The 14,011-nt window shown below is 66.1% G+C and carries 9 protein-coding genes; 7 read left to right on the forward strand and 2 right to left on the reverse strand.

The window, feature by feature from the left end:
* Positions 1 to 10 precede the first annotated feature (10 nt).
* From AACH32_RS03145 to AACH32_RS03170, 6 genes are all read left to right on the forward strand, one after another.
* Positions 11 to 1,267, forward strand: a complete 1,257-nt coding sequence (locus AACH32_RS03145) for an efflux RND transporter periplasmic adaptor subunit (protein WP_338605301.1) — start codon at positions 11 to 13, stop codon at positions 1,265 to 1,267.
* Positions 1,264 to 4,416: an efflux RND transporter permease subunit gene (locus AACH32_RS03150; RefSeq protein ID WP_338605303.1), complete on the forward strand. Its 3,153-nt coding sequence runs from the start codon at positions 1,264 to 1,266 to the stop codon at positions 4,414 to 4,416. Before AACH32_RS03145 ends, AACH32_RS03150 begins: the two co-directional genes overlap by 4 nt.
* Complete coding sequence (locus AACH32_RS03155; protein ID WP_338605304.1) at positions 4,416 to 5,918, forward strand: efflux transporter outer membrane subunit; 1,503 nt, start codon at positions 4,416 to 4,418, stop codon at positions 5,916 to 5,918. The genes AACH32_RS03150 and AACH32_RS03155 overlap by 1 nt, the downstream gene beginning before the upstream one ends.
* Before the next feature lie 531 nt (positions 5,919 to 6,449).
* On the forward strand, positions 6,450 to 8,150 hold the full coding sequence (locus tag AACH32_RS03160; RefSeq protein ID WP_338605306.1) for a PAS domain-containing sensor histidine kinase: 1,701 nt from the start codon (positions 6,450 to 6,452) through the stop codon (positions 8,148 to 8,150).
* Positions 8,125 to 8,793: a response regulator transcription factor gene (locus AACH32_RS03165; RefSeq protein WP_338605307.1), complete on the forward strand. Its 669-nt coding sequence runs from the start codon at positions 8,125 to 8,127 to the stop codon at positions 8,791 to 8,793. The genes AACH32_RS03160 and AACH32_RS03165 overlap by 26 nt, the downstream gene beginning before the upstream one ends.
* A 254-nt stretch (positions 8,794 to 9,047) precedes the next feature.
* Complete coding sequence (locus tag AACH32_RS03170) at positions 9,048 to 9,617, forward strand: HEAT repeat domain-containing protein (protein WP_338605308.1); 570 nt, start codon at positions 9,048 to 9,050, stop codon at positions 9,615 to 9,617.
* 213 nt (positions 9,618 to 9,830) lie between these two features.
* Here AACH32_RS03170 and AACH32_RS03175 read toward each other — a convergent pair whose 3' ends face one another.
* Positions 9,831 to 11,306, reverse strand: a complete 1,476-nt coding sequence (locus AACH32_RS03175) for a DcaP family trimeric outer membrane transporter (RefSeq protein ID WP_338605309.1) — start codon at positions 11,304 to 11,306, stop codon at positions 9,831 to 9,833.
* A gap of 252 nt (positions 11,307 to 11,558) precedes the next feature.
* Between AACH32_RS03175 and AACH32_RS03180 the strand changes: the two genes are divergently transcribed.
* Positions 11,559 to 12,530, forward strand: a complete 972-nt coding sequence (locus tag AACH32_RS03180; RefSeq protein ID WP_338605310.1) for a 3-hydroxyacyl-CoA dehydrogenase family protein — start codon at positions 11,559 to 11,561, stop codon at positions 12,528 to 12,530.
* Positions 12,531 to 12,532: 2 nt separating this feature from the next.
* Here the strand turns inward: AACH32_RS03180 and AACH32_RS03185 are convergent, their stop codons facing one another.
* Positions 12,533 to 13,948 carry a sigma-54 interaction domain-containing protein gene (locus AACH32_RS03185; RefSeq protein WP_338605312.1) on the reverse strand — a complete coding sequence of 472 codons (1,416 nt, stop codon included), beginning with the start codon at positions 13,946 to 13,948 and terminating at the stop codon, positions 12,533 to 12,535.
* Positions 13,949 to 14,011 lie beyond the last annotated feature (63 nt).

Genomic DNA, 14,011 nt, shown 5'->3' on the forward strand with positions numbered 1-14,011 from the left:
GATTTTTACGGTGCGCGTTTATAAACCCATCGTCCTAGGTGTTTTGGTGTTGGCCCTGGTGGGCGCCGGTTGGCTGGCCCGCGGCCTTTTCTCCGGCGGACAGCCGGGCGCCGGCAAAAGCATGGCCGCCATGGCCGGGCTGGGCGGCCCTCCCAGCGTGATGGTCGCCACGGTGGAAGACTCGGCTCTCCAGCCGCCCAAGAGGTACGTGGGGCACGTGGAGGCCATCCAGGACGCCGAGATCTTCGCCCAGGTGGCCGGCACCATCAAGCAGGTGCACTTCAAGGAAGGCGCCATGGTCAACCAGGGCGACCTGCTCTACACCATCGACCCGGACCGCTATGAGGCCAAGGTGGAGCTCAACCAGGCCACCTTGGCTCAGGCCAAGGCCAGCTTGGTAGCCTCCCAGGCCAACCTGGAATCGGTGCAGGCCCAGCTGGGCTACTCCGACAGCTACCTCAAGCGCCTCAAGAGCGCGGGCGCCCGCAGCGTGGTGCAGGCGGACGTGGACAAGGCCCTGAGCGCGGTGCGCCAATACACGGCGGCCAAGCAGGAGGCCAAGGCCAAGGTGGAGCAGCTCAAAAGCTTTATCAAGCAATCGGAGGCCAACCTGCAGCTGGCGCGGATCGACCTGGGCTACACCCAGGTGCGCTCGCCCATCGCCGGGCGCATCGGCAAGGCCGAGGTCACCGCCGGCGACTACGTGAGCCCCGGCAACGTGATGCTGGCCCGGGTGGTGCAGGTGGACCCGGTGCGGGTGCGCTTTTCCATGAGCGACCGCGACTACCTGGACCTGCTCAAGATAAGCAAGCGCGACGGCCTGGCGGCCATCCAGGCCAAGCTGCAACTGGCCAACGGAGACTCCTTCCAAGGCGACGGCGCCCTGGATTTCGTGGGCAACCGCATGAATCTAAGCACCGGCACCATCGTCTTGCGCCTGCGTTATGCCAACGCCGGCGGCGAGCTGGTGCCCAACAGCTACGTCAAGGTGTTCGTACAGACCCCGGACACCCGCCGCGGCCTGACCCTGCCCCAGGAGGCGGTGATGACCGACCAAAAGGGTGAGTACGTGTATGTGATCGCCAAGGGCGACGTGGCCCAGAAGCGCTATGTGACCCTGGGCGACAGCGTCGAGGGCAAGCGCATCGTCACCTCGGGGGTGTCCCAGGGCGAGAAGGTGGTGGTCCAGGGCCTGCAAAAGGTGCGGCCCGGTCAACCGGTTAAGGTGGCCGACACCTCCGCCGCCGGGGAGGGCCGCCGGTCATGATCTCGCGCCTATTCATAGAGCGGCCCCGCTTCGCCATGGTCATCGCCATCGTGCTGACCCTGGCCGGAGCGCTGGCCCTTAGCTCGCTGCCCATCGAGCAGTATCCCCAGGTCACCCCTCCCACGGTGGTGGTGGAAGCCATGTATCCCGGAGCCAGCGCCGAGGTGCTGGCCAAGACCGTGGCCACGCCCATCGAGCAGGCAATCAACGGCGTGGACAACATGATCTACATGGAGTCCAAGAGCGACAACCAGGGCTACTACCAGCTCACGGTCAGCTTCGAGGTGGGCACCAACCTGGACATCGCCCTGGTCAAGGTGCAGAACCGCCTGCAACAGGCCATGTCCAAGCTGCCCAGCGAGGTGACCCAGATGGGGCTCACCGTGGAGACCCGCTCCTCCAGCGTGCTGGGCTTCATGGCGGTTTATTCCCCGGACAACTCGCGCAGCGATCTGTTCTTGAGCAACTTCGTGCACGAGCGCCTCAAGGACGCCCTCAAGCGGGTGCCCGGCGTGGGCGGGGTCACCATCCTGGGCGGCCAGTACAGCATGCGGGTGTGGCTCAACGCCGACCGTCTGCAGGCGCTGGGGCTCAGCAGCCAGGACGTGGTGAACGCCATCTCCACCCAGAACCTCCAGGCCTCCATCGGCTCGGTAGGTTCCTCCCCCGGTGGCAAGGACATCAAGCTGGTCTACACCCTGCAGGCCCAGGGGCGCCTCAACAACCCCACGGACTTCGCCGACATCGTCATCCGCTCCGATCCCCGGGGCGGCCAGGTGCGCCTGAAGGACGTGGCCCGGGTGGAACTGGGCCGCGACACCTACGCCTACAGCACCACCTACGACGGTCGACCCTCCGTGGCCTTGATGCTGGCCCAGACCCCCGGATCCAACTCCCTGGCCACCATGAAGGCGGTGCGCGCCGAGCTTGACAGGTTGCAACAGACCTGGCCCTCCGGGGTGACCTATTCCATGGCCTACGACGCCACCCTGACCATCACCGCCTCGGTGCACGAAAATCTCCTCACCCTGCTGCTCACCTTCGGCCTGGTGGTTTTGGTATGCTACGTCTTTTTGCAAGACTGGCGGGCCACCCTCATCCCGGTGGTGGCCATCCCGGTCTCGCTGCTGGCCACCTTCGCGGTGCTCATGGCCCTGGGCTACACCATCAACCTGCTGACCTTGTTCGCCCTGGTTTTGGCCATCGGCCTGGTGGTGGACGACGCCATCGTCGTGGTGGAGCGCGTCTACCACCTGATGGAGAACGAGGGGCTGGGGCCCAAGGACGCGGCCATCAAGGCCATGCAAGAGGTCAGCGTGGCCATCATCGCCATCTCCCTGGTGCTTCTGGCCATCTTCGTGCCCGTGGGCTTCGTGGCCGGCCTCACCGGCCAGATCTACCGCCAGTTCGCGGTGACCATCAGCACGGCGGTGCTGTTCTCCACCATCGTGGCCCTGACCCTGAGCCCGGCCCTGTGCGCCACCTTGTTGCGCACGCAACGCGGCCCCACCCGGGGCCCCCTGGCCTGGTTCAACCGCGGCCTGGACAAGGGCCGCGACCGCTACGCGGTGTGGTCCATGTGGCTGGCCAAGCGCCTGGCCCTGCCGGTGGTCATCCTTTTGGCCTTGGCCGGGATCAGCGGACTGTTCTTCTACACCACCCAGACCTCGCTGATCCCCCCCGAGGATCAGGGGGCCATCTTCACCGACGTGCAGCTGCCCGAGGGGGCCTCCCTGGCCCGCACCGAAGCCGTGATGAAGCGGATATCCGACTACTCCCGCAAGCTCAAGGGGGTGGAATCGGTGATGGACGTGGCCGGCTACAGCCTCATCGGCGGCAGCGGCGAGAACATGGGCTTCATGGTCACCCACCTGGTGGACTGGAGCGAGCGCAAGAGCGCCGAGATGCAAATCGGCGCTTTTGTCCGCAAGCTGCAAGCCAACGCCGCCCAGATAAAAGAGGCCCGCACCAACATCTTCACCCCGCCGCCCATCATGGGGCTGGGGCTGAGCAACGGGCTGGACCTGCGCCTGCAGAGCATCAACGACAACGATCCCCAGCAGCTGGCCCAGGTGTTGGGCGGCTTCCTCATGCGCCTGAACACTTCGCCGGAGATCATGGTGGCCTTTTCCACCTATTCGGCCGACACTCCCCACCTGCACCTGGAGGTGGACCGGGCCAAAGCCGAATCGCTGGGCGTATCGATCAAGAGCCTTTTCGCCACCTTGCAAAACTATCTGGGCTCGCGCTACGTCAACGACATCAACATCGGCAACCAGGTGAACAAGGTCATGGTCCAGGCCGACTGGCCCTTCCGCAAGAGCCTGGAGGACATCGGCGACCTCAGCGTGAAAAACAGCGCCGGCGAGATGGTGCCGGTGTCCAGCCTGGTCAAGGTACGGCCCACGGCCGCGCCCCGGATGCTGTTGCGCTTCAACCAGTTCCCCAGCGCCGCCATCACCGCCCTGACCCCGCCGGGGGTCAGCACCGGCGCGGCCATCGCGGCGGTGGAGCGCCTGGCCAAAGAGAGCCTGCCCAAGGGCTACACCATCGACTGGTCGGGCATGAGCTATCAGGAGCGCAAGGTCCAAAACCAGGGCCTGTTGCTCATGCTCATGTCCCTGGTCTTCGGCTACCTGTTGTTGGTGGCCCAGTATGAAAGCTGGACCATCCCGGTGCCGGTGATGCTCTCCATCACCGTGGCCGTGGCTGGGGCCCTGGCCGGCATCAAGCTCATGGGCTTGTCGCTGAGCATCTACGCCCAACTGGGCCTCATCCTGCTGGTGGGCCTGGCCAGCAAGAACGCCATCCTTATCGTGGAGTTCTGCAAGACCCAACGCGAAAAGGGCCACAGCATCCTGGAGGCGGCCCAGATCGGCATCAGCGAACGGTTCCGGGCGGTGCTCATGACCGCCTTCACCTTCATCCTGGGCACCCTGCCCATGATCTTCGCCACCGGCGCGGGAGCCAACAGCCGCCAGGCCATCGGCCTCACGGTGTGCGCGGGCATGGTGGCGGCCACGGTGATGGGCATTCTCATCGTGCCGGCGCTCTACGTCCTGTTCCAGAGCCTGCGCGAATACTTGAAAAGCGCTTTGTCCCGCGGCCGCGACGCCGCATCGGAAAAGGCCGCCAAGGGGGGCCTGTGATGAAAATGCGAATACTGCTCATAGCGGCCCTGTGCCTCGGCCTGAGTGGCTGCGTAACGGTGGGGCCGGACTACCAGAAGCCCCAGACGCCCCAGCCCGACGTCTCCGACGTGGTCGGGGCCCACGGCAATAAGGGCCGGGAAGTCACGCTCGGCAAAAAGGATCTGGTCGCCTGGTGGCAGGTGTTCAACGATCCCATGCTCACCGAGCTGATCCATGAGGCCCTGCAGGGCAACCTGGACGTGCGCGAGGCTCGGGCCAAGGTGCGCGAAGCCCGGGCCCAACTGACCATAAGCCGGGCGGGGCTGTTCCCCGAGGTCGATGCCACCGGCTCTTATAAAAAGGGGCGCGACATCGTCGGCTATAACACCGTCGACGAGGCGATGTATAGCGAAAATACCTATTATCACGCCGGGTTCGACGCCACCTGGGAGATCGACATCTTCGGCGGCACCCGGCGCGGGGTCCAGGCGGCCCAGGCCGACATCCAGACCCAGGAGGCCTCGCTGGAGTCGGTGTGGGTGTCCTTGGCCGGCGAGGTGGCCCAGACCTACGTGGCCATCCGCTCCTTTCAGCAGCGGCTCACGGTGGCCGAGAGCAACGTGCGGGCCCAGGCCGACACCCTGGACATCCTCCAGGCCCGCTACCAGGCGGGACTCAGCGACGAGCTGGACGTGCAGCAGGCCCGCTACAACCTGGAGAAAAGCCGCTCCACCATCCCCTCCCTCAAGAGCGGCCTGGAGATATCCACCAACATCCTGGCGGTGCTGGTGGGCCAGATGCCCGGCACCCTGCAAAAGCGCCTGGCCCAACCCGCCGCCATCCCCAAGGCCCCCTTCAACGTGGTGGTGGGCATCCCGGCGGACACCCTGCGCCGGCGGCCCGACATCCGCATGGCCGAGCGCGCCCTGGCCGCCCAGACGGCGCGCATCGGCCAGGCCACGGCCGATCTGTATCCCAAGTTCTACCTGATCGGCTCCATCGGCCTGGAGTCCATGAAATCCGAAAACCTGTTTAACTCCGCCAGCAACGTGTGGAGCTTCTTGCCCACCATTACCTGGCCCATCTTCCGCGCCGGTTCCATCCGGGCCAACATCGAGGTGCAAAACGCCAAGCAGGAACAGTTGGCCGCGCGCTACGACAAGGCGGTGTTGAACGCGGTAAAGGAGATACGCAACTCGCTGACCGCCTTCAGCCAGGAGCAGGAGCGTCTGGTCTCCCTGACCGCCGCGGTGGACGCGGCCCAAAAGGCGGCGGAGATCGCCCAGCAAAAGTACCGCCACGGCCTGGTCAACTTCACCAACGTGCTGGACGCCCAGCGCTCCTTGTTCTCCTATGACGACCAGCGCATCATCAGCCAGGAGGCCATCACCGGCGACGTGATCCGCCTGTACAAGGCCCTGGGCGGCGGCTGGCAATACCTGCGGAGCCAGGCTCCCGGCCAGGCCCCGGCGGGCCCGGCCCAGACGGCCCGGGCTTCGGCCACCACGGCCCGTCCCTAGCGCCACCTGCGCCGGCTGAGCCACGGCCGGCATCGGGGGGCCGGAAATCCATCCGGCCCCCCTTGTTTTTGCCGGCGCACCAAGCCGCCTGTGCGGAGCCCGACTAAAAAAGCTACACAATCACTGGGCAATTATACTATCATTATGGTGACCATACGGTCCGCCAGCGACTTGGTTTGCACCGGGCGGGACGTTGAGTCGGCCCTCCCGGGCCGCACCGAACCAACCGTCCTTACCGGGGGGTTAAAAAAGTGGCGCAACGGCCTCGCGCGCCAGCCAGTCGCCGCCGCATGGGAGACATGAAGCCGCCCCACCCCCGCCGAGGATTTCCCGGCCATCAGATGCTGGGGCGTCGCTTCATGAGCATGCTCCCAGCGCCCGACCCATGGCTCGCGACGCGGTATGTCGGGCCTTTGCCGCACCAGATGTTTTTCGCCGTCCCGCCGGGCTGAACCACCCCTGGTTCCGCGCCGGGGATACGGGAGGCCCCTGGCACCTGTGCCGCAAACCAACTCGCAAGGCGTGAGTCAAGTGAGCGTTAACCCGGGACAAGCCAAAGACCAGTTCAAGGCGCACTACGTGGAGTTGCTGCAAAGCCGCCTAGGGGTGGGCTTTGCGGTGGGCGTGGTGCTGGTGCCCTTGTTCGCGGTGGTGGACTGGCGTTTGGCCCGCCCCTTTTTCGGCCTGTTCTTAAGCCTGCGCCTGGGTGCGGCGGCGGTCATGGCCCTTTTGTGGCTCATAAACCGCCGGCGTAGCGGCCAGGCCTGGCAGGAGGGGCTCACCATAGCCGGGGCCCTCACCGTGGCCGTCATGCTGGAGACCATGCTGGTGGCCATGGGCGGCACCGGTTCCAACTACTACGCCGGTCTCACCCTGTTGCTGATCGCGGCCATAGTGTTGATCCCCATCCGCTTGGGGGTGGCCGTCTGTCTGGCGGCGTCGGTGCTGTTGGTGTACTTGGTGCCTCTGGCCATTGCCGACACCCCGCTTTTGGGGGGCAACGCCCTGTTGCACAACACCGGCACCCTGTTTTCGGCCAGCATGCTCTTGCTGGGCGCCAACTGGCTGCACCGCGCGGCCCTCTTGGGGCAGTTCAAGCTGCGGGCCCAGGTGCAGGAGCGCGAGCGCCAGCTCGACACCTTGAACGCCTCCCTGGAGGAAAAGGTGGCCTCGCGCACCGCCCAACTGGCGCACTCCGAAGCCCGCTACCGCTCCCTGGTCGATTCCAACCCCCAGCTCATCTACACCCTGGACAACGAGGGCACCTACTCCTTCGTGGGGCCCAGGGTGGGCCGCCTGATGGGCTACCGGCCCGAGGAGATGCTGGGTAAATATTTCATCGCCTTCGTGCGCCGGGAAGACCATCGCCACTGCGTGCGGGCCTTCAAGCAGGTGCGCGACCTGGGGTTGGTTCTGGAAGACGTGGAGTACCGGGTGATCAGGGCGGACGGGGAGGAGAGGATTTTTCTCTCCTACACCGCACCACTGGTGGACGACCAGGGCAAGGTCAACGGCATGATCGGCACCGCGGTGGACGTTACCCGCCAGCGCGCGCTCACCGCCGAGCTGGTCAAGGCCGAGGACCAGGAGCGGCGGCGCATCGCCCGCGACCTGCACGACGGGGTGGGGCAGTACCTGGCGGTGAGCAAGCTTCAGCTCTCCAAGGCGGCCGAGAGCGCCGAGGGACGCGAACGGGAGCGGCTCACCCAGGTGCAGGCGCTCTTGGACCAGGCCATCGCCGACACCCGCTCCCTCACCGCCCGGCTCAGCCCCCGGGTGCTGGACGAAATCGGCCTGGCCCCGGCCCTGGAATGGCTGGCCGAGCAGGGGCGGGAGCGCTACGGGCTGGAAGTGGAGTTTTGCTGCACGGACGAGGTGGAGGTGCACGACGGCCTGCTGCGCGGCTTTTTGTTTAGGGCGGTCTCCGAGCTGTTGCTCAACTGCGCCAAGCACGCCAAGGCCCGGCGGGTGGAGATAGCCATGTCCCGCGATGAGCGGGCGCTGAACTTGAGCGTGGGCGACGACGGCATAGGTTTCGATCCCGCCCAGCACGTCAACTCGGGCACCGGCCTGGGCTTGTTCAGTCTGCACGAGCGTTTGGACCTACTGGGGGGAAAGTTGGAAATCTCCTCCCCCAGCCGGGGAGGCAGCTTGGCATGTTTGACGGTGCCTTTGGCCACGGTGGCCAAGGCCGGGAAGGACGCTGATGACCAGCCGCATACTTCTGGTTGACGATCACAAAATCGTGCGCGACGGAATCAAGAGCCTGTTGTCCGAGGAGGCGGACATGGAGGTGGTGGGCGAGGCGGACAACGGGCGGGAGGCGGTGCTCCTGGCCCGGCGCCTGCGGCCCGACCTGGTGGTCATGGACGTGTCCATGCCCGAGCTCAACGGCATCGAGGCCACCCGGCAGATTCTCTCGGAGATGGACGGGGTCAAGGTGCTGGCCCTTTCCATGCACCGGGAGCCCCGTTTCGTGGCCGGGATCCTGGAGGCCGGGGCCAAGGGCTACCTGGTCAAGGACTGCACCGCCAACGAGCTGACCTCGGTGATCCGCCTGGTGGCCCAGGGCAAGACCTTTTTGAGTCCCGAGGTCACCGACATGGTGGTCAAGGGCTTCGTGGGACGCCTGGGCGAGGACGTGTCCCATCCCCCCGCCTCGGTGCTCAGCCCCCGGGAGCGGGAGGTGCTGCAACTGCTGGCCGAGGGCCGCAAGGTCAAGGACGTGGCCGAAGAGCTGCACCTGGGGGTGAAAACCGTGGAGACCCACCGGCGTAACCTCATGGAAAAACTGGGCATCGACAATCTGGTCGATCTGATCCGCTATGCCCTGCGCGAAGGGGTCACCTCTCTGGACGACTGGCTGGCCTATTAGCGGGACGGCGGGCGCTTTTTTTTGGGCTTCTCCGTAAGCTTATATTTTTCGTAATAGTTTGATATTTAATAACTATTTTGCCTGATTCCCCCCGCGGGTTCCGGCCGCCCCCTCTGGGCGGCAAATTTCCACTTTTTCCTTACCCTCCTTCATCCAAACCTCCTAACGCCCTCGGCTGGCCCAAGGCTAGCCTGGACTCAAGAGGATGCGACAGGGCATGACGTTCTGGGCAATCCCAAGCGAGGAGGGCGAAAATGAGAAAGTCAATCATCAGCCTGCTGGCCGTGCTTAGCCTTACGGTTCTCTTGGGAGGCGTCGCCGCGGCTCAGGACCGGGCGCCGGAGATCGCGCTGGCCAAGCTGCAAAGGACCTGTCAGGCGGCCTCGCAAAGCGGTTGCCTGGCCGAGGTGGTGGTGCTTACTCCTCAGGGGGTGATGGAACTGGCCGGTTCCTCGTGCCGCCAGGTGCGCGCGGTGGCGGTCTACGCCCTGGGCGAGATGGGCGAGTCTCGGGCGGTGGAGTTGCTGGTGATTCTGCTGCAAGACCCTGACCGCCACATCCGGCGCATCGCCGTGCGGGCCTTGGGCAAGATCGGAGACCCAAGGGCGCTGGAGCCCTTGGCGGCGGTTCTGGTCAATGACAACGAAGACCTGAGCGTGCGCTGCGCCGCCGCCTGGGCCCTGGGTGGCCTGGGTGATCCGCGGGCCCATGAGGCGCTGCGGAGCGCGGCTAATTCCCCTCACGGCCGTCTGAACCGCGCCAGCCGCGAGGCCGCCGACCGGCTGGAAGGGGCTGGGGTCAATGTCTCCAGCAGCAGCCTGTAAGATGTCGCGGGGGTGGGGGGAAGCAACGCCGGCCAATGGGGGGCCGGCAGTGCGTTTTTGCTGGTGCTGGAGTGGCCTGGAGCGGCCCTGGCCCAGGCACCGCGCCCGCAGGCCCCTGGCGACCTTTACCAGGAAATGGTTAAGGCATTTTTACCTGCTCGCGATCCGCTATTGAGCCCTTTCGCCCGCCGGGGCCATCGGCGGGTTTCTCGCCTAAAAAATGAACTTGCTGGTGAGCTGTAAGCGGGTGTCGTCGCCGCTGGCCCCGTCCTTGTCCACCCGCTCGCCCCAAAGCAGCTCGCCGCCCAGCACCCACCAGGAGGCGGGTTGCCAGATCAGGTTGGCGCAGGAATATTGGGAGGAGTGGTAGGAGTCGTAGGGTTGGTTGTCGGCGTTGTCCACGTAAAGCCCGCCGTAGAGAATCACCGAGGTCAGGTTTTCGGTCCACCGGTGCTCGTAGGCCAGGTAATAGCCCCATACCGGCAGCACTTCCAGGCTGTTGTCGGTGTCGTTGTAATAGGCGTCGGGCGGCGCGTCGTTGATGGTGGAGCCCATGCCCTGGCCGTAGGCCAGCGAAAAGGTCAGGTTGTCCCCTTTATGCAACCAGGGCAGCCCCAGGTTGCCGTTGGCCAACAGGCCCCAGCCCAACGCGCTCTCGCTGGGCCCGTTGTCCTGGCTGGCCCTGAGATCGCGCAGCAGGGCCGAGCCCTGGAACTTGAGCGGACCGGCCAGCCACTCCAGGGACGCCACCCCGTCGGGCCAGGTGGTGAGCGCGTCCGCCCCTTGGATAATGTGGTCGTCCGGGGATTCCAGGCCCAGCTTCAGGGTCAGTCCCTGGCCCACGGCGCGGGACCAGCGCACCTGGGGCAGCCGTTGGCCCACCTCGGCGCTGGGCCCCTCGTAATCCAGGATGTTGGGCCAGGCGTCGGCGTAATGGATGGTGGACCAGGTCTGGCCGACCAAGAGATCTCCACCAAAGACGTAACGGCTCAACTCTCCGTAGGCCTCGCGCAGGCGCAGGTCCGGCGAGGCGCTTTGGGGATCGCCGAAAAAGTCCACGGAAAGAAAGGTCTTCAGGCGTCCCTCCTCCAGGGGGGTGCGGGTCTCGAACCAAAAGCGGGTGGCCTTTACGCTGAAGGTGGTCTGGCCGTCCGAGCCCTCGGCCTTGGTGGCCCCCCGGGTGACGATGTCGGCGGTCACGAAGTCGGCCGGGGAGGTAATGGCCCCGGTGTCGTGGATCAGATCGAGTTCGGCGAAGCCGCCCAGGGCCATGCGGGTCTTGCTGCCCGCCACCGCGAAGGAGCCGGGCCAATCTTCTTCGGCCTGCTTGGCCGCCTTGGGAACGGCGGCGGTCTTGGGGGCGGCGGCTTGGGCCGGGGCGGGCGTGGCGGCGGGTTGGCGCTCGGCCTTTACCAGGCCGCTCACCTGCTCCTGCAAGGCCCGCAGCATCTGTTGCTGCTGCTCAAGTTGCTTTTGCTGGGCCTGCAACTGACGTTGCTGCAGCTCGATAACCTGCTGCATCTGCCGCACCTTGGCGGCGTAATCCTGGGCCGCCTCGCCGCCGGCCGGCTGCGCCAGGGCGCTGGGCGGCGTCCCGGGCCAAAGGGCCACGGCGGCCAAAATCATCCCCACCTGCAAAATCCGGCCAAAAGATCGCCGTCCCACCCCGAAGATCTCCTTTGAGCGCATCGTCCAACACCTTTGTCCCGCTGGTTAACCGGGAGGTTTGCCCCCCCTTGCTGGGGCATCATATAGCAATAGCCGTCGGGGAATGAAGGTTTATGCCCGGCCACGGCCCTTTTCTTCCCAGGGATCGGGTTGAGCGCCGCCGCCTTGCATCGACTAAGCGGACGCCCATGTATTACAATCGGAATCGTTTTGCCGCCCGGCCCGGGAGGGGCCCCGGCGGAAGCGGATACGCGCAGGAAAGGGAAGATCGACATGATTGAGCAAAACGGTTCCAAGGGCGAGGGGCAAAGGGCGATACCGGTGAGCGTCATCGGAGCGGGCATCATGGGCCACGGCATAGCCCAGGTCTTCGCCCTGGCCGGGCACCCGGTCCGGCTGTACGACCCCAACTCCGAGGTGTTGGCCACGGCCCGGGAGCGGGTGCGGGCCAGCCTGGACAGCTTCGTGGGGGTGGGCCTGGTGAGCGAGGCCCAGGCCGCCCGCTGCCTGGAAAACCTAACCACCCGGGCAGACCTGGCCGCCGCGTGTGACGGGGCGGGGCTGGTGGTCGAGGTGGCGCCCGAAAAAATGGATCTCAAGCGGGAGCTGTTCGCCCGGGTGGAGCCCCTGGTGGGGGAGCGGGTTATCCTGGCCAGCAACACCTCGGCCTTGTCCATCAACGAGCTGAGCCGCGACTTGGAGCGGCCGGAGCGCTTTCTGGGCATCCACTTCTGGAACCCGCCGCAGGTCATTCCCTGCGTGGAGGTGATACCGGGTCAATACACCGAGGTGGCGGTGGCCGATCGGGTGGTGGAGCTCTTGAAGCTGGCGGACAAGGAGCCGGTGCGCCTGAAGCGCGACATCCCCGGCTTTTTGGGCAACCGCTTGCAGCACGCCCTGCAGCGGGAGGCCCTGGCCCTGGTGGAGCAGGGGGCGGCCGAGCCCGAGGAGGTGGACCGGGTGGTGCGCTACGGCTTCGGCCTGCGCCTGGCCCTGATGGGCCCTTTGGAGCGGGCCGACCTGGGCGGTCTGGACACAACCCTGGCGGTGCAGCGTTACCTGCTGCCCCACCTGGACCGGCGCACCGAGGCCTCGCCGCCATTGGAGGCGCTGGTGGAGCAGGGGCGGCTGGGGGTCAAGAGCGGCGGCGGCTTCTACGACTGGCCCCCGGAAAAGGCGGCCAAACGCCAGGCCCAGCGTGACCGGGCCCTGCTGGAGATCATCAAGCTGACCCGGGAGCTATAGGGCTAGTCGCGCACCGATTTTTTCAGCTCCACCCCCAGGCGGTTCATGCGGTTGTACACCGTGGCCCGGCTGACCCCCAACAGCTTGGCGGCCCGGCTCTGGTTGCCGCCGGCGGCCTTGAGGGCCTCCACCAACTCCCGGCGCTGTCGCTCGTCCTCCGGGGAGTCGCTCGGGCGAAGCGGGGCGAAGGAGGGGGCGGGCGCGGCCGAGGCAGGGGGGGCGGCGCGGCCCTGCAAATGGGGCGGGAGCTGCTCCAGTTCGATGAGCCCATGGTCGGCCAGGACAAAGGCGTATTCCAGGGCGGTGCGCAGCTCGCGCACGTTGCCCGGCCAATGGTAGGCGGTGAAGCGCTCCATGACCTGGCGCGACACCCCGGAAATGTCCTTGGCGGTGCGCCGCCGCAGGCGGGCCAGGAAGTGCTCCACCAGGGCGGGGAGGTCTTCCCTGCGCTCCCTGAGGGGCGGCAGGTGGATGGGGATCACGTTGAGGCGGAAATAGAGGTCCTCGCGGAACTGCCCCGCCCGCAGCATGCCGCCCAGGTCGCGGTTGGTGGCGGCGATGAAGCGCACGTCCACGAACAGGCCGCGCTGGTCGCCCACCCGCTCGATGTGCTTCTCCTCCAACACCCTTAGTAGCTTCACCTGGCAGGAGACCGGCAGCTCGCCGATCTCGTCCATGAAAAAATCGCCCCCATGGGCCGTCTCCAGGCGCCCCACCCGGTGGCGGTGAGCCCCGGTGAAGGCCCCCTTCACGTGACCGAACAGCTCGCTCTCAAACAGCGACTCGCTCAGGGCCGCGCAGTTGAACACCACGTAGGGCCCTTCCCGCCGCTCGCCCAGGTCGTGAATGGCCCGGGCCACCAGCTCCTTGCCGGTGCCGCTCTCCCCGTGGATCAACACCGGGATATGGCCTTGGGCCGCCTTTTCTATCAGATGATAGACCCGCCGCATGGCCGGGCTCTGGCCCACCATGCCCATGAAGTCTTCCTCGTCCGCCAGCTGGTGGGACAGCTCGTTGATGCGCTGGTCGCGGCGGCTTATGGCGGTCAGGTCGGTGACCGTCTCCACCGCGCCCAGCAGCTCCCCATCGGCGTCGCGCAACAGCGCGGCCACCTTGAGGGCGGGCAGGTAGGTGCCGTCCTTGCGGATGAGGCGGCAGGATATCTCCTGGTTCTCGGGCTGCTCGCCGGAAAACAGCTCGCACCAGCCGCCCCGCTGGGACCGGCGGCTGCGGGCGCAGGCGTCGCAGTTGAACACGGTGCAGGGTCTGCCCACCAGCTCGTGGGCCTCGTAGCCGGTGAGGCGGCACATGGCCTGGTTGACCATGAGCACCTCGCCGCCGGGGTCTATGATGGCCACCCCGTCGCCCAAGGTGTCCAAGATGCTGCGCCAATGCCTGCCAATCTCTTGGTGGGCCATGCTTTCTCCTGACAGGTGTATAGACACTTGTAAATATAAACGTAAAAAAGCTATAGGGCCATT

The organism is Desulfoferula mesophila, from assembly GCF_037076455.1.
GTDB classification, from domain to species: domain Bacteria; phylum Desulfobacterota; class Desulfarculia; order Desulfarculales; family Desulfarculaceae; genus Desulfoferula; species Desulfoferula mesophila.